This window comes from Brevibacillus sp. MS2.2 (assembly GCF_013284345.1).
Lineage (GTDB): Bacteria > Bacillota > Bacilli > Brevibacillales > Brevibacillaceae > Brevibacillus > Brevibacillus brevis_C.
Genome location: NZ_JABSUZ010000004.1, coordinates 144,542 through 160,969, shown reverse-complemented (window position 1 = coordinate 160,969; position 16,428 = coordinate 144,542). Strand labels below are relative to the sequence as shown.

The following is a 16,428-nucleotide window of genomic DNA, read 5'->3' as shown; positions in this document are numbered from 1 at the left end:
GCATCATGGCAAAAGCAAAAGGAAAAGCAAAGGCAAAAGTCAAGCTCAAAGCGAAGGGCAGTCCACGTGATTTATTGAAATCCATTAACAAGAAAAGCAAGAAAAAATGGACGATGGGTGATGTACGATCGCTGGCCAAAGACTTCTCCATGAAAGACTTGAAGGACGACAAGAAATTAAGCGAGCTAATAAAAAAAGTCAGCAAGGCGGTCGGTGTCAAATTATCCGACCAGCAAATGTCCAGTGTAAAAAAACAAGTACACGATCGCCTCGGATAAGATAGGTCTCCCTTTGGCTTCGCCCCTCTATGGCGAAGCTTTTTTTGCAAAACAAAAGAGAGAGCGAAAAATCGCTCTCCCTCCTGGCGAAGCTACCCGGTGTTTTCGTTAATCGCAAGAGCAAGCAACGATAACGAGCAATACGAACAACACCAGTATTAAAGCAAAGTCGTCAAATCCTCCGTTGAACAGACTCATTCGCTTTCCCTCCTTTGCCAGCAACTAATCATACTGTATGTGCGAATGCTCAAGGATGATTGGACCATCGCCTATACAAGACCGTTTTTCCCGTTTTTTACACAGTTACTGGCAAATGGAGTGGAGATTAGCTCGCTTGTCTTTCAACTGGGTCTGGCAGACCATACTGCTTTCTCATAACTTGACGCCAAAACGGAATCGTCCGTTGAATCATTGGTCCCGTTAATAGCGCGATTAGTATCGTGCCGATTGACACAGGTCCGCCCAAAGCAGCGCCTGCAAGTAAAACGGTTACTTCTATGATAAGGCGGACTCGCTGGATACTCCAGCCAAGACGTTCGTTCATCGCAAGCATGAAGCTGTCACGCGGACCAGCTCCAAGAGAAGGAGACAAATACATCCCGATCCCGACAGCCAAAACAACAACGCCTGTAAGAAACATCAAGAGCCTCGCCCAGATTGATTGCACCTCAGGAATAAAATCCAACCATAAGATAAGATCGAGAAAAACACCAAAGCAAATCATATTTAAGAACATTCCAAAATTAGGCTTGATTTTTGCCACCAAATACGTGGCGAAAATGACAACGACTCCTACGATCTGAGACCATAGGCCAATCGTTAATCCAAATGTTTTTTGCAGGCCGATGTGAAAGGTTTCCCAAGGTGCTACGCCAAGGTTTGCTTTAATAGCCAGTACCGTACCGAATGCACCAACGAACAAGCCCAGTACAAACATCATGTAGCGAACTGCGATCGACCTGTTGAACCCTCTGCCAGACACGTCTGCTCATCTCCTGACGATGTGGTTTACTTCCAGCCTGCAATCACTTCGTAAAAAAGCCCGTCCTTCCGGTAATACGCTTCGGATTTGGAGAAGTCCAGGTAAGTTTTTGCCTCTGCAAGCTGCTCTCCCGTCAAAATGACCTGGCGCTGCTTGTTCACATCGTCTCGATATTCGACGACGAGACTGACTTCTTCCGACTGACAATGTTGAATGAGTTCTTCTGGTGTTGTAAAAGTAATCCGCTTCATGCTCCCCCACCTCCTCCATCGTGATCATTCATTATAGCAGGGATTATGGCTTTCTCCCATCGTTTCTCTCTCGCTTTACAGAAATGCTGCCAAGATCATCAGCCAATTGGGTCGCCGGAAAAATTTGCTGAGCTTCTGCCAACAAATCCTCCATCGAAAAATCTCCGTCCTCATCTTCATAACGTGGACTAAAGTGAGTCAGACACAGTTCTTTCACGCCCGCGTCTTTCGCAATTTGAGCCGCCTCGCGTGCTGTGGAATGTCCGCTTCTGGTCGCCAGCTCCTTGTCATGATGGGCGTAGGTCGCTTCGTGAACGAGCAAATCTGCCCCTTTTGCCAGTTCCACAACCGCTTGGCTCGGCTCCGTATCTCCACTGAAGACGATTTTGCGTCCTGGCTGCGGCTCTCCAACGAAGTCCTTGCCGTCCAACACTCGACCATCCTCAAGTGTGACCTGTTCTCCTCTCTTCAAGGCTCCAAATAACGGCCCTGACGGCACCCCGGCTTGCTTTGCCAGTTCTACTTGAAATGCTCCTGTCTTTTCCTTTTCCATCACGGCATAAGCAAACGAAGGCACGCGATGCTTCGCCATTCGACAGCTCACCACGATCTCTTCGTCCTCGTAGATTACTCCCTCACTGACGATTTTTATTTCCAAAGGATATTGTAAATGAACCGGACTTGCCTCCATGATACCGCGAAAATATCGGTCGAGCCCTGGTGGTCCGTACAGCTCTAACGGAGTCGGTTCGGTATTGCGCAAAGACCGACTCGCAAGCAGTCCGATCAGTCCATACAGATGATCCCCATGCAGATGGGTGATAAAGATTTTATCCAATTGACTAATTTTCATCGGTGCTCGCAGTAGCTGGTGTTGAGTCCCCTCTCCGCAGTCAAACAACCACCACTTGCCTGCCTGTAAAAATCGCAAGCCAATCCCGCTCACGTTTCTTCGCGTAGTGGGTGCACCTGATCCGGTGCCTAAAAATGTAACGATCACGCTATGTCCATCTCCTTTGTGGCCTTCCCTCATCATGTGCCTGTCTCTATCTCTAGGCATTCACCCTTTTTTGTCTGGGCGCATAGCCTACAACATACAAAGCCTAGCAAGGAGGGACTCCTAATCATGAAACGATTTTTGGCGCTGGGGCTGGCCGCTTTTCTCGTTATGACAGCCGTCTTGACTGGCTGCTCCAGCACTCCCGAAAAAATAAGAATTGGTGAAGTAACTCGTTCCTTGTTTTACGCCCCGCAATATGTCGCACTTGAAAAAGGATTTTTCAAGGAAGAGGGTCTGGAAGTGGAGCTCTCAACCATACCCGGCGGAGATAAAGTGATGTCGGCCCTCTTATCTGGCGGCATCGAGGTAGCGCTTGTCGGCTCCGAGACCAGCATCTACGTCTCTCAGCAAGGAGCTGCCGATCCAGTTGTCAACTTTGCGCAGCTCACGCAGACGGACGGTACCTTCCTCGTCTCCCGCACCAAAATGGATGACTTTACTTTCGACAAGCTAAAGGGCAGTGTCTTCTTGGGTCAACGTAAAGGCGGCATGCCGCAAATGGTCGGAGAGTATGTACTCAAAAAGCACCATATCAATCCGCAAGGCGACCTGGAACTCATTCAGAATATCGAATTCAAAAATATCGCGTCTTCCTTCGCATCGGGTACCGGAGCGTATGTACAGCTCTTTGAACCGGAAGCCTCCCGCTTTGAACAGGAAGGAATCGGCCATGTCGTCGCCTCTTTTGGCAAAGAGAGCGGAACCGTTCCTTATACCGTCTTCATGACAAAACAAAGCTATATCGACAGCAACGCAGCAGCTATCCAAAAGTTTACCAATGCGGTCTACAAAGGGCAACAGTGGGTTGCCAGCCACAGTGCAAAAGAAACGGCTGATGTGATTGGCAAGTACTTCGAGCAAATCGATCCAAAGATTCTGGAGACCGCTGTACAGCGTTACCTGGAACAGGGCTCCTATGCGACAGATCCCATACTGGACGAAAAGGAATGGAACCAGCTACAAGATATTATGGATTCCGCTGGTGAATTAAAGCAACGTGCTGATTACAACAAGCTGGTCAACACCACTTTTGCTACCCAATCCAAGGAAGGGAAATAGGCCGTCATGAAGCAGATTTCTTCTACGCCGGCAAAAATAGAACTCGGCCACGTGACCCATCTTTATTTATCCACGACCAGGGCGTTCATGGCGGTCCAAGACATTAACCTGCGCGTGGAGGAAGGCGAATTCATTTGTCTGGTTGGTCCCAGCGGTTGTGGAAAGACGACGCTGCTCTCACTCATTGCAGGGCTTGAGAAGCCGACAGCAGGCAAGGTGTGGATCGACGGAAGAGAAGTCAACGGAACGTCAAGGCAAGTTGGCTACATGCTTCAGCAAGATTATTTGTTCAATTGGCGCTCCATCGAAGATAACGTGTTTCTCGGACTCGATATCCAAGGCATCCGCTCCAAGGAAACAGAGGAGTACGCGCTGCATCTGCTGGATGAAATGGAACTGTCTGATGTGCGCAAATCCTCTCCCCTGCAACTGTCCGGCGGCATGCGGCAACGGGTTGCACTCGTCCGAACACTCGCCTGTCAACCTGATGTGCTGTTGCTTGACGAACCATTTTCGGCTTTGGACTACCAAACCAAACTCAAGCTCGAAGACTTGATCTTTTCAACGCTCCGTCGGCATAAAAAAACGGCAGTCCTTGTGACACATGATCTCTCCGAATCGATCGCGATGGGCGATCGCGTCTATATCTTTTCACGCAACCCGGGACGCATCAACAATGAGATTGTCGTACCCACCCCGATCCGGGATGCTCTGCCATTCGACGCCAGAAATCATGATGGATTCCAAGACTTGTTCCATCGCGTGTGGAAAGAGATGGAGGTAGTGTCTGATGCAGCCAAAGGAAATTGAATCCGTCCATCGTCGCTACTTACAGCTAGAAAAGCGTATGAGCTATTCCGTCTTTGCCACCCAACTGTTCCTCTTTCTCGTTTTTCTCGGCTTATGGGAGCTATTGGCCCGAACCAATACCATTAATGCGCTCATCTTCAGCTATCCCTCCAAGATTTGGGCTCAATTTTGGTTGCAGCTGCAAGATGGCAGTCTTCTCCCGCATGTCGGCTTGACCGTATGGGAAACGATCATCGGCTTTCTCTTAGGAACGATTCTGGGAACCGTCATGGCAACGATCATTTGGTGGTCCCCTTTTCTCTCCCGCGTACTGGAGCCTTATCTCGTGATTGCCAACAGTATGCCAAAAGTAGCGCTCGGTCCGGTTTTCATCGTCGGATTTGGTCCAGGTTTGCTCTCCGTCATAGCGATGGGGTGCGCGATCTCGATCATCATCACCACGATCAACGTCTATACCAGCTTCAAGGAAGTCAATCAAAACTACGTCAAAGTCGTGCAAACACTCGGCGGGAGCAAACGGCAAATCTTCACGCTCGTCATTTTGCCAGCTACCATCCCAACCCTTCTCGCAACGCTGAAGGTGAATGTCGGACTTTCGTGGGTAGGCGTCATCGTCGGAGAGTTTCTCGTATCCCAGCAAGGCTTGGGGTATTTGATCATATACGGGTTCCAAGTATTTAATTTCACCCTGGTCATGATGAGCTTAGCCATTATCGCGGTTATCGCTACCCTGATGTATCAAGGTGTAGCCTATATAGAGCGGCGGCTCACCAGCCAGTTCAAATAGATGGCTTCTAAAAAACGGTGCCAACCATCTACCGGGGATGATTGCACCGTTTTTTCATGGACCAATATGTTCTGTCGGGGTTAGGGAGCGACGATCTCGACCTTCATTCTATCTGGGTCCTCGAAAAACAAAGCATAATGTCCCTCGCCTCCAGCATGCGGATGCCGATCCTGATAGAGCAAAGAGATACCGCGACGAGCAGCTTCCTCCCGCAGCTTTTCCACATGTTCTCGATCCCGTGCGTAAAATGCCAGATGATTCAAACCGACTCGACAACGATGATACGGAATGTCGAGGAATCGCTCTTCTGCCTGGACAAAAACCAGATAGGTACCGTTCTGTTTCCAGCTTACCCCGCTCGCCCATTCTTGATAGCGCGTATAGCCCAGCTCTCCTTCCAACAACCAGCCCCAAAAATCTTTGGAGCGTGCCAGATTAGAGACATACACTTCCACGTGATGCAGCATCGCACAGTCCTCCTTTTTACAGAAAAACGCCCGACAGTGAATTGCCGGGCGCTACATCTATCGATTTACTTCCAAAACTTCCACTTGCTCTTCTTCGCCGTCGAATCGTCCATTTGGCTCTCGACGACTTTCTGTTGGGCTGCTGCTTCCACTTCGAGGGCTCCAGGTACTCGATTCAGGAAGTGATCGACCATAGGCTTGTAGTTATCTGGTAAATGCTCTTGCATGTTTCGCAGAATGACGATTGCCTTTTCCATTTGATCGGTCGCCAGCAGAGCGTTGGCATAGTTGAAGCCTGCATACGGATAGGGGAAATGTGGCGTCCAGAACTTTTCACAAATCTGAATCAACTGATAGACATATCCCGCTTGTCCCAATTCACCTGTTACAGTCATGACAACCTCAAAGCGATCTTTCGCTCCTTCAATCGCAACCGTGTACCATTTCATTGCATTCAGGAGATCCTCCTCATTCAACGCAACACGTGCCAACTGCAATTGTGGTCTCCAAGCGCCTTCTTTACTTGCCAGCGCCTCAAGCTGCGCTTTCAGCTCATCCTTCTTCCCTCTTTGCAAGAAGCTCTCAACAAACATGTTCAAGCCATTTTCTTGATTCGGGTCTTTGTGCAGACCTGTATGTAGGGTCTCGAACGCTTTTGGCTCATCTCCCTCAAACGCGAAGATTTTTGCCAAATTGGTGCAAGCCGTACCCGAGGAAGGGAATCGTTCCAGACAATCTGTCAGAATTTTTTTAGCGCTTTCAAATTCTCTCGCCTGCATATGAACGACTGCACGGAAAATGAGAGCAGACTCGATTGGACCGTATAATTCGAGAAGCCTGTCGGCAGCGACAGCGGCTTGCTCATGAAATTGACCCTTCACCAACTCCATCGCAAAATCGCGAAGCTTATCTTTTTCATCCCAGTACTTATCCAGATTTTGCGGAATGATTTTTTTCTGGTAATCCTCTCGGGACATATCGATGGTTTGACCGAACTCATTGGTAAACGTCACAAATTCAGACATGAAACAGCCTCGCTTTCAGTTCCTCACAAAAGTTTCAAATGCTTGTACCGCCAATTAGATCCATGCTTTGATATTTACTTTACGGATAAATTCCTCCATTGATTCCTTCGCGGGTTCGTCATTTGCCTCTTCTGCATCTTCCATGCCCATCAGTTGTCGAAACAGTGCTTCGTTCCTTGTCGCCAATGCAAAATCAAGCAAAGCCTCATGCGAGATGCGATTTGCTTCTTCCTCCAGCAATTGCTCCTCCAAGACGATATCCTCTTCTACAACGGCGATATGCTTATCAATTTTCGGAATGCGTAAAACCCAGGAAAATGCGCTGTCCGGATTGCGGTCACGAGCAATCAGGTATCCATATTCACCCAAAGGCAAACCTTGCTCGAAGGAGTCGGCAACAATGACGACGCGTTGTCCAAGCTTGAACATGAGCGTCAACTCCCAATAAAGATTAATTCTAATCATACTAAATTGTATGTGTTCTTGGGAAGAGCAAACCCCAAGGATGGGTAAACACACAAAAAGTTTGTTGCTCGAACCAAAATAAGGTACAATTTTTACAAATGAATGGATATTGGTAATGAGGTGTACAAGGTATGGGTGAAATGTCAACAGGGTTTTCCCTGTTTATCGTTGGTTGGACCATTGTTCTCGTAAGTCTTATGGCGATTGGCGGGTATTTCATGTTCCGCAAATTTCTCAAGTCCATGCCCAAGCAAGACGGAAAATCCGACTTGGATTGGCAAGATCATTTCATTGATCAGACACGTGCACTCTGGACAGATGAGGGTCTGACCTTGCTCAATGAATTGGTTGATCCTGTGCCACAGTTGTTTCGTGATGTTGCGAGACGTTCCATTGCAGCGAAAATCGGGCAGATCGCGCTGGAAGAGAAAGCAACTACCATTACGACAGATTTGATTGTAAAGGGGTACATCGTAGCTACCCCCAAGCGTGACCATAAATGGCTCATTGCCCACCTGAAATCCAAAGAAATCGATTACACGCCCTATGAGAAATATTTAAATGCCGAGGGATAATTGAAACTTCCCGTGGAGTCATCCGTAAAAAAGGGTAAGACCTTTTTGGCAAGGAGACGATGTGGATGTCAGTCCTACTCACGATTTTGGGGATCGGTTTCGTTATATTGATCGTTGCGATTGTCATTGTGGCGGTCCTCTTTAAGAAAGGCGCACGGTTCTTGTGGAAAATGACCGGACGTGGCTATCACAAGTACAGCAGCAGCGATTACCGATATCGCCCTTTTTGGAAGATGGGGCATCGAACATACGGTCATCGTCACTATCGTCGCAAATATTCCAGCCATAGTGGATTTTTTAGCAGTTAACGTAATGAAAATGAGAAGACACTCAAACCCGTTTGAGTGTCTTTTTTTATGTGGAAAAATCGAGGTTAGATTGTAATTACATGCAAATCAAGCAGTGGTGGACAGAAACGAAAGCAACAAACCTCCAAAACCACAAGACTCGTGGCGTTGGAGGTTTGTATGATTTACGCATCGCTGCTTTTTTTGTTTACGTTTTGCGGCCCTCCGGATACTCCACCCGATACCAGGAATGCCATGACTTCTGAGCTTTCCGTATCAAGCAGTTGTACCTGATCACTCGGAAACAGCAAGAGATTTCCTGCAAAATTGTACGACTGTGGCAGATAGACCGCTACGTGGCCTGTGAGACCAAAAGAATCAAGGCTTTCCTTTGTAATAAACCCAATGGCCTTCGCATTTCCATCCTTGGATAGCGTCACGAGCACCGGCTTGTCGAAGCTCTTCTTCTCCCCTACAAACGCTCCGATCAAATCCTTGATGGACGTATAAATGAGTTTGATAAACGGCACTTTCTCGAAAACGGTGGACACGAGCGAAAGCACTCCGCGTGTCAGCACATTGGATGCCAGAAAACCTACAATCGTGATGCCTAGTATCGTCAAGAGGAAGCCAAGCCCTGGAATTTGGAGATTAAACCAGTTGTTGACCAGCAGATAAAACCAGTTATCTACTGTCGTGAATATCCAGTACAAAATATAAATCGTCACTGCCAAAGGAATGACAAACAATAACCCCTCTAAAAAATAGCGGATGAAACGCTTCATCTCTCTGCTCCTCTCTCCTAACCACCTTACCGTAATTATTGTACCTGATTAGATTGCCATCTGCTATGATGAAGAAAAAAAGAGAAAGTAGGGAGATTGATGCAAGCACTTGTCACACCTCAATGGCTCAAGGATCATCTGAACGATGAAAATTTGGTGATCGTCGATTGTCGTTTTGCTTTAAGTGCTTCTGAAGCAGGTGCAGAGGAATACACAAAGGACCATATCCCGCAAGCCCTCTACTTTCATCTGAACCGTGACCTTTCTGGCTCCAAAAGCGAGCATGGTGGGCGTCATCCGTTACCAGACACGGATCTGCTGGCTGCCCATTTTTCAAATGCGGGAATCGATGCCAACACGACTGTCATCGCCTACGATGATCAGGAAATGGCGATGGCAGGACGTCTATGGTGGCTGCTGCGATACCTTGGTCACGATCGGGTAGCTGTACTCGACGGTGGATACGCTGCTTGGAAAAAGGCTGGCTATGAGGTAACAGCAGAAGTACCTACTGTACAAGCTCGTCAGTTCGTCCCTCATGTCCGCCACGACATGCTGGTTGACATGGAAGGTGTCAAAAAACGCAGCGAGCACACTGTACTGCTCGATTCTCGTGCACCAGAACGCTACCGCGGCGAGAACGAACCGATCGACGCAAAAGCAGGTCACATACCCGGGGCGCACAATTTCTTTTATAAGGACAACCTCACTGCTGATCAGACGATGCTTCCGGCAGACGAGCTGCAAAAGCGTCTCGCCCCTTATGCTGACAAAGAATTGATCGTCTATTGTGGTTCAGGCGTGACGGCTTGCTCCAATTTACTTGCTTTCCATGCTGCTGGTCGAACAGATGTGAAATTGTATGTGGGCAGTTGGAGTGATTGGAGCTCGTATCCAGATAATCCGGTAGCTACCGGCGAAGAGTAAGCGAGGAGATATCGCTTTGGATACAGGGGTGTGATAGGTTGCTCTTTCGCCCCCTTTGAGCCTTTTCTTTAAACAGCTTCCAAATAGGAGTTGGAGGATGCAATTACATGAAAACAGAGCCAATTACAATTTGGCAGTCGGGACAGGTGGTTGTTGAAAATCGAAGATCAAAGGCATAAATCATCCTCCATCCCTGTAAGGACACGGACGAGTACTTAGCTTTTAAGAAGATAGATCTATGTCTTTTCTTAATCTTCATTTCACAGCCACTTGCTGTCATTGTGGTGATAGTTCCATTCGCTCCTTCTCCATGGTTCACTTTTGTCACTTTGTTACCAAATCTAATCCCATCTCCAGACTACCTGTTGTCACTATGTCTTTTTTTAGGTTCGTACATGTTGCTTCGGGTGACAGCATGTCAAAAACTTGTTTCTCCGCTTCTTAGCTACGACTCCAGTTGACTGCTACCGCTGTAACAGCAAGTGGTAGTCAACTGGAGCATACTTTGCCAGTTATTATCACAATTTTTGAAAGTGTTCGGGTCCGCTCCGGTGACGGAGGGGATTAAGGGGACAAGAGATAATCTCTTCTAACTTTTTTCAATCGAGGCTTTAATTAATTATCTTCTTCAATTAAAAATTCTTCCTCCTCTGTATTTTCACTCATTTGTTGAGAAGTTTTATGGAGCCACACAAACTGCTGTGCTGTTTTAAGTTCTAAAGGAGTATCGGTAAATATAGGATACTGCTCAACGAATAACAAGTCGTTGTATATTCTTTTAAGTGAAGCAATAATTATCTCTGGATCAATTACCTGTGATACTGCTTGATATTGATTAATTTCAAAATCAGCCTTGTGGGACAATCCACTTTCCATCTCCCAAGCAGTTGGTACATAACATAATAAGAATTTAGTTACGTTTTCCAGATTCTCTTCAAACCAGCTAAGAAACTTAGTGTTAACCTCTCCTTCATCTCCATACGTCCTCCATATATTGAAAAGAGGAGTAACTTTAGAATGGAACTCATTTATTAACGTAGCAGGCCCGCCTTTGTAATCACCAATTCGCCTTGCAAGTCTTTTTCCAATCACGTCTAGGTCTTCTGAAGTAAAACCTCGTGGATTTGGACTATCTTCCTTATCTCGGATAAACCACCTTAGGCATTCTAAACCAAATGTAAGGGGTTCTGCTGAAAGAACTAGTTCGATAGCCAAAGATAGACGAGCATCTTTTTTATCAATATTGGAAACGAGATCACCGACTAGCATCGCGGAGCGTGAAAAAGGTGTTAAAAAACTAAACAATGCTTCTGGATTGGGATATAGTTGAGCGGAAACAACCAGAGCATGCGCTAACTTTATTGAAGTTTCCACTGGGATATCCGAGGCTTGTTGACGTAACTTGGATATTACTGCTTCTGCATTTCTGTGATTGACTATTTGAGCAATACCAAGTGTAACTTCATCTATACTCATCCTATTTATTTTACTAATAAACTCCTCTAGTTGCTGGTCGGAAATATCATCCTGGGGAACAGTATAAGAAAAATACCGAGTTGCATAAGACTTTGAGCATATTCTTTTTTCCGCTGCCCACGAATTTTCCCAATCTGAACCGTAATGAGTATTACTATATATAGACTGTAATCGAGGAAATAAATATGAAAGTAATTCTTGCACTGAATTCACATCATCATTAGAAAAACCAACCAAAGAACTCGAGATAAGTTGCTTAACTTTTTCTTTCCGTTCTTCGTTTCTATGTCCGTACCCGTAATCCCTATTCACACTTAAAAAGAGAGAAGTGTTTCGGCGAATAACATCATACAACTTTGGATAGAACACTCTCACACCTTCAATTAGCATTATATCTACGTTATTGACCTCACCTTTCAGTATCGGGAGGGAAAATGTAAGTATATTACCGTATAGTTTTGCCTGTCTTGGAGTGCTCAATCTTGCCTCTAACCCATATGTAAAATTTCGTACAAATAACTGAACCTCATCTTCCTTTAATACAATACCAGCTTGTGATAACGCTTCGTCAACGCCAGAAAAACAGTATTTACGTAATGAAACCTTATCAACTGCTGGTAATTGTAAGGGAACTTGTATTATTTTCTCCAAGAATGCTTTTCCGGCATTTTGTTGTCCAGAGCCATAACGGTCTTGCAGTGCCGCTGCCACCATCTCATGATCAAATGCTAGAACATAAGCCGTATTCTTAAAGTCTGCAGTAAGTTTTACCAAACGGAATATTGCATGGATTTCACTTTTTTCTAGCCTGTCAATATCGTCAACAAGAATTACTACTCGCTGTTCTTGCTCATCCAAAATCTTTTCAATTCTCTCTCGAAAATTCTCTAGATCAGCAGAACTCAACATATTACCTAAATTCTCTACAGCTTCTCCATGTCCAGTCAGCGAGGCAAATGGCTTTCCAAAGCGCTTTATCAGATCGCCGACTTTTTCAACGGATGTTGACAATGATCTATCAATGCTGCTTGCCAAATCAAAGAAGAATCCTTTCAGCAATTGTTCTTCGTCACCAAATCTCCAAGGGTTAAATTTAATACAAACAACATGCGGATGCTGGCTTAATTCGTGTTGTATAAAATTTAATACAGATGTCTTTCCCTCCCCCCACGCACCATTGATACCAATTACGATACTGCTTCTATCCCTTCTTGTTGCTATGACTTGAGCAACACGTTGAGCAAATGGCCATCTCTTAAATACATCACTATCTGGATGTTTAATCGGCGCATCAGATGAATAAGCATCTACTGGCTCAGCCATACTTTTTTACCACCTTTTCATCATATTTGGATCAATGCCTATAAATATAATAAAGCATAGGGGATACTTACGGTAACTATTAACATTTGGTCATAACGGTTTAATAGTCTCCCTTACTCCCTTTTTTCAGCAAAAAGAAATTGCTGCCAATAATTCAATCGTTATAGCTTTTGTATACCCTCGAAACAAGTTGTAATTTCTGTAGCGTTCAATTTTTGCAGGGCATAAGTTTGATTCTTTATAAATATTGTAATGTCGACTGGAGTCACAGCAAAGTCATTCGTTCACGTAGTTGATCTTGACTTCTTATATAAATTGCTCCTCTCAATATGGATGTAAAAAGCCGCCAAAATTTGGCGACTCATATGTAGTGGACCACAAGTTGAGTATAAGATACCAAATTTTCTTTATTATGGACAATGACCTTATTTTTGTACCTACAACAGATTCGACAATCAATTAAGTAGCGGCATCTAAAGAAACGTCTTTATCAAGATCAACATCTAGTCTTATAGCTAACTTCAGTAAGTTTGCTTTGTTTGAAGATAATGTTGAACTAGTAATTAGTTCCTTAGGTGCCTTCATATCCATGTTTTTTTCTAACTCGCTAGCAATCACTCTGTATTCGAGAAGGCTGGAGATCGTGTCAAGAGAATCCGTTCGCTACGAACGAAGAGTAATTTCTAATTAAGCGGCGGTCACTACCCTATTAACTCGGGAAAGGTCGCCTTATTTTTCTTCCACTATCATTTTCGCTATTATTCATAGATAATAATTATCATTATCAAAAGTATTAGCACTTGCCTGAAAAGGTGGATGGATTCATGAAGCATAACGAAGAATACGAGCCTAGTCGTCATATGTCACTCCACGAGGTTCGCTCATATATGATCTGTAACTTCGATCGTCCATTAAACGTAACTACGTTGGCAGCGATGGCGAACTTGAGTCCGAGCTATTTTGGTGATTCGTTCAGGAAGGCTTACGGACAAAGTGTCATGGATTATGTAACGAGTCTGCGTATCAATCATGCCAAACGATTGTTACGCGAGACGGATATGAAGCTGCGGGATATTGCGAAAACAATCGGGTATAGCGATGAGTTTTACTTTAGTCGGAAGTTCAAGAAGGAAGTGGGTGTATCCCCGTCTGCGTATGAAAGAGCTTCCGAACGCAAAGTTGCCGTTTACTCCCCTTCCCTGTTGGGTCATCTAATGGTACTGGGGATTATACCAGTCGCTGCTCCTTTGGATGCGAAGTGGACCCCCTACTATTATCAGCAGTATCAGCAGCGAATTGCCGTTCATCTAAAAGCGGTCGAAACAACACGGAACGATGGCGAACAGGAAATGATGCTTTTGGCTGCCAAACCGGATGTTGTCATTAGCCACAGAGAACTTCCCGAAACTACTAGGCAACGCTTGTCCGCACACGCCATAGACGTCTTGACCCTCCAATCTTCTGACTGGAGAGATCAATTACGTGAAGTTGCCAGTTACACGGGCAAAGAAGCTGCTGGTGACTCCTGGATCGCTTTTTATGAAGCGAAGGCTGCTGACGCTCGCGCAGAGCTTTTGTCCGTGCTCAAGCAAGATAAATTTGCGATCATTCGACTTTATCGGGATGGTATCCATCTCTACAACAACAAGGGAATGAAGGAGCTTCTGTGCGATGATTTGCAGCTTTTTCTTGTAGAAGAGGAAACGGAGCCTTGCAATCAGCCCATCACGCTCGAGCAGCTTGCGAGCTTAGACCCGGAGCGAATCCTGTTGTTCGTTTGTCTGGATGAATCGACACGCCTAAGCTGGCTGACACTACAACATCATTCGCTTTGGAGAGGACTTCGCGCTGTTCAAAATGGCTATCTCTACCCCTTGCCTTCTAATCCGTGGTACGAGTATTCACCGGTTGCCATGAACCGCATGCTGGATGAGATGGTGCTGATGGTAACGGGGAAAAGTCCAAATGCAATTCAAGGTGTTGTCCATGGAGCCCCCTTCTTGTGTGAATTATAATGTTTTCCAGTGAGAAACATTATCATCGAGAGGGGATTCCACGAGTATGACAAAGAAAACTAGCCTTGCGCTAATGCTGACCTCGACGATGCTCGTTGCTGGACTTTCAACAGGATGCGGGAACAACGCAAGCAGTGAGGCAGTGACGCAGAAGGCCAATTCGTCTACCACTGAGAGTGCTGAAGGATCGACAAAAGGCTCTTCTGAACAACCTGCCTACCCGCGGGTACTAAAAGATGAAATGGGTAACGAGGTGACATTACCAGCCGCACCTACCAAAATATTCGCTCCCAATCTGGAAGATACATTGGTCGCATTAGGCGTTGCTCCGGTCGTGCAGTGGTCAACTGGCGCAAGACCAAAAATGTATTTGCAAGATCAGCTAAAAGATGTTCCATCCATTACCTTCGCAGGTGGATTGCCTCCAGAGCCGGAAGCGCTTATGGCCCATGAGCCAGATCTCATCCTCTTGCACAATGCCAACCATATCGAAAGCGGCGTGTATGATAAATATAAGATGATTGCTCCGACGTATGTGTTCAAGCAAGCAAATGCTGATCTGGAATCTTCCGTACGGGTGGTTGGCGATCTGTTGGGCAAGTCGGCGGAAGCTGAAGAAGCTTTGCAGAAATATAAGGAGCATGTCGAGTCAGCCAAAAAGGAGCTGGCCCCCCATATCCAAGGCAAAAAAGCAGCGATTATTCGCTTCAATGGCAGAGGGATGTTCTTCATCAAATACGATTTCTTCAGTGGATACGTACTTACCAATGAGCTAGGCTTTTTGCCGAGCCAGGTTGTATCCGGCGGTGACATTCATTTATCACTAGAGAGCTTGCCTGATTTGGATGCGGACTATATTTTCCTCATCAATGACGCTAATACGGGGGATACGTTCGAGAAAGATTTGACAGAGAGTCCTGTGTGGAAAAGCATGGAGGCTGTGAAGAACGGTCGTACGTTTAAAGTAGAGGGAGATCACTGGTTAAGTGGCGGCCTGATCGCACATAGGAAAGTCATTGACGATGTGAAAGGATTGATTGCAAAATGAGAATCATAGAGAAAAACAGCTACTCCCCTCGTAATTGTGTAGACTGGTCACTGCAATCAAGCCAAGGTCGTGACTATCGGATTATGATTGCGATTCCGGAAGCTGAGGCCCCTCCTGAAGGGTATGCGGTTATTTATGCTGTGGATGGCGATGCGATGTTTGGAACGATTGCCGAGACAGTGAAGGTGCAAACCCGTAAGCCCAAGGGCTTCAACCCAGCCATTGTTGTAGGAATCGGCTATCCATCACGTCTCCCCTTTGACATGGACCGCCGTTGTTATGATCTGACCATGCCTGTGGACGCAGCTACGCTTCCTGACCGACCAAATGGGCAGCCGTGGCCAGAGCATGGCGGAGTTGATTTGTTCCTCGATTTCCTTGAACAGCAGCTAATGCCAGCTATTTCTTCCGAGTGGAAAATAAATCTGAACAAACAGGCGATTTTCGGCCACTCCTTGGGTGGTCATTTCACACTGTATGCGATGTTCTCGCGTCCGAAGCTATTTACTCACATCGTATCAGGCAGCCCTTCCATCTGGTGGGGCAACGACGAGGTTTTGAGGGAACAAGAGCGCTTCATCGCCCAATGGAAAGGGGATTACGAACGAAAGCTGCTGGTCATTGTTGGCGGTGATGAGCTTTCCTTCATGGTCGAGGGTGCACAACGGGTCGTCGAGCGCATGGAACCACTCGTTTCCAAAGGTGTTCAAGTGAGCTACATCAAATTCGAAGATGAGGGCCACGTAAGCGTGCTGCCTTCCGCTATTAATAGACTTGTGCGGTTTGTGCTTACGGATTAGCCTTCTGA

The 16,428-nt window shown here is 46.0% G+C and carries 19 protein-coding genes; 10 read left to right on the top strand and 9 right to left on the bottom strand.

Annotated features, from left to right (window positions below; genetic code table 11):
• The first annotated feature begins 5 nt into the window (after positions 1-5).
• Positions 6-278 carry a stage VI sporulation protein F gene (locus HP568_RS05100; RefSeq protein ID WP_048032456.1) on the top strand — a complete coding sequence of 91 codons (273 nt, stop codon included), beginning with the start codon at positions 6-8 and terminating at the stop codon, positions 276-278.
• Between the two features lie 108 nt (positions 279-386).
• Here the strand turns inward: HP568_RS05100 and HP568_RS05095 are convergent, their stop codons facing one another.
• The 4 genes from HP568_RS05095 to rnz form a co-directional block, all read right to left on the bottom strand.
• Positions 387-476: a YjcZ family sporulation protein gene (locus HP568_RS05095; RefSeq protein ID WP_100169674.1), complete on the bottom strand. Its 90-nt coding sequence runs from the start codon at positions 474-476 to the stop codon at positions 387-389.
• A 127-nt stretch (positions 477-603) separates the two neighbouring features.
• Positions 604-1,260 carry a YczE/YyaS/YitT family protein gene (locus HP568_RS05090; RefSeq protein ID WP_082195909.1) on the bottom strand — a complete coding sequence of 219 codons (657 nt, stop codon included), beginning with the start codon at positions 1,258-1,260 and terminating at the stop codon, positions 604-606.
• 26 nt (positions 1,261-1,286) lie between these two features.
• Positions 1,287-1,511, bottom strand: coding sequence for a hypothetical protein (locus HP568_RS05085; RefSeq protein ID WP_048032455.1), 225 nt, complete (start codon positions 1,509-1,511; stop codon positions 1,287-1,289).
• 43 nt (positions 1,512-1,554) lie between these two features.
• Positions 1,555-2,511, bottom strand: a complete 957-nt coding sequence (rnz, locus tag HP568_RS05080) for a ribonuclease Z (RefSeq protein ID WP_056493795.1) — start codon at positions 2,509-2,511, stop codon at positions 1,555-1,557.
• A gap of 126 nt (positions 2,512-2,637) precedes the next feature.
• On the opposite strand from rnz, the gene HP568_RS05075 reads away from it, so the two are divergent.
• The 3 genes from HP568_RS05075 to HP568_RS05065 are packed head-to-tail and all read left to right on the top strand — an operon-like array spanning position 2,638 to position 5,227.
• The gene (locus HP568_RS05075) at positions 2,638-3,630 is read left to right on the top strand and encodes an ABC transporter substrate-binding protein (protein ID WP_048032453.1); all 993 of its coding nucleotides are present in this window, start codon (positions 2,638-2,640) and stop codon (positions 3,628-3,630) included.
• 6 nt (positions 3,631-3,636) lie between these two features.
• Positions 3,637-4,440: an ABC transporter ATP-binding protein gene (locus HP568_RS05070; protein ID WP_173628513.1), complete on the top strand. Its 804-nt coding sequence runs from the start codon at positions 3,637-3,639 to the stop codon at positions 4,438-4,440.
• On the top strand, positions 4,421-5,227 hold the full coding sequence (locus HP568_RS05065; RefSeq protein ID WP_048032451.1) for an ABC transporter permease: 807 nt from the start codon (positions 4,421-4,423) through the stop codon (positions 5,225-5,227). The genes HP568_RS05070 and HP568_RS05065 overlap by 20 nt, the downstream gene beginning before the upstream one ends.
• A gap of 80 nt (positions 5,228-5,307) precedes the next feature.
• On the opposite strand, the gene HP568_RS05060 is transcribed toward HP568_RS05065, so the two are convergent.
• From HP568_RS05060 to HP568_RS05050, 3 genes are all read right to left on the bottom strand, one after another.
• Positions 5,308-5,694 carry a VOC family protein gene (locus HP568_RS05060; protein WP_048032450.1) on the bottom strand — a complete coding sequence of 129 codons (387 nt, stop codon included), beginning with the start codon at positions 5,692-5,694 and terminating at the stop codon, positions 5,308-5,310.
• A 65-nt stretch (positions 5,695-5,759) separates the two neighbouring features.
• The gene (locus tag HP568_RS05055) at positions 5,760-6,719 is read right to left on the bottom strand and encodes a tetratricopeptide repeat protein (RefSeq protein ID WP_048032449.1); all 960 of its coding nucleotides are present in this window, start codon (positions 6,717-6,719) and stop codon (positions 5,760-5,762) included.
• A 54-nt stretch (positions 6,720-6,773) separates the two neighbouring features.
• On the bottom strand, positions 6,774-7,148 hold the full coding sequence (locus tag HP568_RS05050; RefSeq protein ID WP_048032448.1) for a hypothetical protein: 375 nt from the start codon (positions 7,146-7,148) through the stop codon (positions 6,774-6,776).
• 167 nt (positions 7,149-7,315) lie between these two features.
• On the opposite strand from HP568_RS05050, the gene HP568_RS05045 reads away from it, so the two are divergent.
• Complete coding sequence (locus tag HP568_RS05045) at positions 7,316-7,759, top strand: DUF2621 domain-containing protein (protein WP_048032447.1); 444 nt, start codon at positions 7,316-7,318, stop codon at positions 7,757-7,759.
• A gap of 65 nt (positions 7,760-7,824) precedes the next feature.
• Positions 7,825-8,067: a hypothetical protein gene (locus tag HP568_RS05040; RefSeq protein ID WP_007724492.1), complete on the top strand. Its 243-nt coding sequence runs from the start codon at positions 7,825-7,827 to the stop codon at positions 8,065-8,067.
• A gap of 164 nt (positions 8,068-8,231) precedes the next feature.
• Here the strand turns inward: HP568_RS05040 and HP568_RS05035 are convergent, their stop codons facing one another.
• Entirely contained in the window at positions 8,232-8,831 is a 600-nt protein-coding gene (locus HP568_RS05035) for a DUF502 domain-containing protein (protein ID WP_173628512.1), read from the bottom strand.
• 99 nt (positions 8,832-8,930) lie between these two features.
• Here HP568_RS05035 and HP568_RS05030 point away from each other — a divergent pair, with 99 nt between their 5' ends.
• Positions 8,931-9,758, top strand: a complete 828-nt coding sequence (locus HP568_RS05030; RefSeq protein WP_173628511.1) for a sulfurtransferase — start codon at positions 8,931-8,933, stop codon at positions 9,756-9,758.
• 615 nt (positions 9,759-10,373) lie between these two features.
• On the opposite strand, the gene HP568_RS05025 is transcribed toward HP568_RS05030, so the two are convergent.
• Positions 10,374-12,557 carry a KAP family P-loop NTPase fold protein gene (locus HP568_RS05025; RefSeq protein WP_173628510.1) on the bottom strand — a complete coding sequence of 728 codons (2,184 nt, stop codon included), beginning with the start codon at positions 12,555-12,557 and terminating at the stop codon, positions 10,374-10,376.
• Between the two features lie 824 nt (positions 12,558-13,381).
• Between HP568_RS05025 and HP568_RS05020 the strand changes: the two genes are divergently transcribed.
• From HP568_RS05020 to HP568_RS05010, 3 genes are read left to right on the top strand one after another with little or no spacing between them, the layout of a single operon-like run.
• Positions 13,382-14,572, top strand: coding sequence for a helix-turn-helix domain-containing protein (locus tag HP568_RS05020; RefSeq protein WP_173628509.1), 1,191 nt, complete (start codon positions 13,382-13,384; stop codon positions 14,570-14,572).
• Between the two features lie 46 nt (positions 14,573-14,618).
• Positions 14,619-15,620 (top strand): ABC transporter substrate-binding protein, encoded by a 1,002-nt coding sequence (locus HP568_RS05015; protein WP_173628508.1) that lies wholly within the window; start codon positions 14,619-14,621, stop codon positions 15,618-15,620.
• Entirely contained in the window at positions 15,617-16,420 is an 804-nt protein-coding gene (locus HP568_RS05010) for an alpha/beta hydrolase (protein ID WP_173628507.1), read from the top strand. Before HP568_RS05015 ends, HP568_RS05010 begins: the two co-directional genes overlap by 4 nt.
• Positions 16,421-16,428: the final 8 nt, after the last annotated feature.

What these genes read in the sequence shown, in the direction of transcription:
- HP568_RS05035 (WP_173628512.1), bottom strand. Translation starts at nt 8,831, where the DNA reads ATGAAGCGTTTCATCCGCTATTTTTTAGAGGGGTTATTGTTTGTCATT.
- HP568_RS05025 (WP_173628510.1), bottom strand. Translation starts at nt 12,557, where the DNA reads ATGGCTGAGCCAGTAGATGCTTATTCATCTGATGCGCCGATTAAACAT.
- HP568_RS05100 (WP_048032456.1), top strand. Translation starts at nt 6, where the DNA reads ATGGCAAAAGCAAAAGGAAAAGCAAAGGCAAAAGTCAAGCTCAAAGCG.
- HP568_RS05070 (WP_173628513.1), top strand. Translation starts at nt 3,637, where the DNA reads ATGAAGCAGATTTCTTCTACGCCGGCAAAAATAGAACTCGGCCACGTG.
- HP568_RS05015 (WP_173628508.1), top strand. Translation starts at nt 14,619, where the DNA reads ATGACAAAGAAAACTAGCCTTGCGCTAATGCTGACCTCGACGATGCTC.
- HP568_RS05020 (WP_173628509.1), top strand. Translation starts at nt 13,382, where the DNA reads ATGAAGCATAACGAAGAATACGAGCCTAGTCGTCATATGTCACTCCAC.
- HP568_RS05030 (WP_173628511.1), top strand. Translation starts at nt 8,931, where the DNA reads ATGCAAGCACTTGTCACACCTCAATGGCTCAAGGATCATCTGAACGAT.
- HP568_RS05060 (WP_048032450.1), bottom strand. Translation starts at nt 5,694, where the DNA reads ATGCTGCATCACGTGGAAGTGTATGTCTCTAATCTGGCACGCTCCAAA.
- HP568_RS05050 (WP_048032448.1), bottom strand. Translation starts at nt 7,148, where the DNA reads ATGTTCAAGCTTGGACAACGCGTCGTCATTGTTGCCGACTCCTTCGAG.
- HP568_RS05085 (WP_048032455.1), bottom strand. Translation starts at nt 1,511, where the DNA reads ATGAAGCGGATTACTTTTACAACACCAGAAGAACTCATTCAACATTGT.
- HP568_RS05075 (WP_048032453.1), top strand. Translation starts at nt 2,638, where the DNA reads ATGAAACGATTTTTGGCGCTGGGGCTGGCCGCTTTTCTCGTTATGACA.
- HP568_RS05040 (WP_007724492.1), top strand. Translation starts at nt 7,825, where the DNA reads ATGTCAGTCCTACTCACGATTTTGGGGATCGGTTTCGTTATATTGATC.
- HP568_RS05095 (WP_100169674.1), bottom strand. Translation starts at nt 476, where the DNA reads ATGAGTCTGTTCAACGGAGGATTTGACGACTTTGCTTTAATACTGGTG.
- HP568_RS05045 (WP_048032447.1), top strand. Translation starts at nt 7,316, where the DNA reads ATGGGTGAAATGTCAACAGGGTTTTCCCTGTTTATCGTTGGTTGGACC.
- HP568_RS05010 (WP_173628507.1), top strand. Translation starts at nt 15,617, where the DNA reads ATGAGAATCATAGAGAAAAACAGCTACTCCCCTCGTAATTGTGTAGAC.
- HP568_RS05055 (WP_048032449.1), bottom strand. Translation starts at nt 6,719, where the DNA reads ATGTCTGAATTTGTGACGTTTACCAATGAGTTCGGTCAAACCATCGAT.
- HP568_RS05065 (WP_048032451.1), top strand. Translation starts at nt 4,421, where the DNA reads ATGCAGCCAAAGGAAATTGAATCCGTCCATCGTCGCTACTTACAGCTA.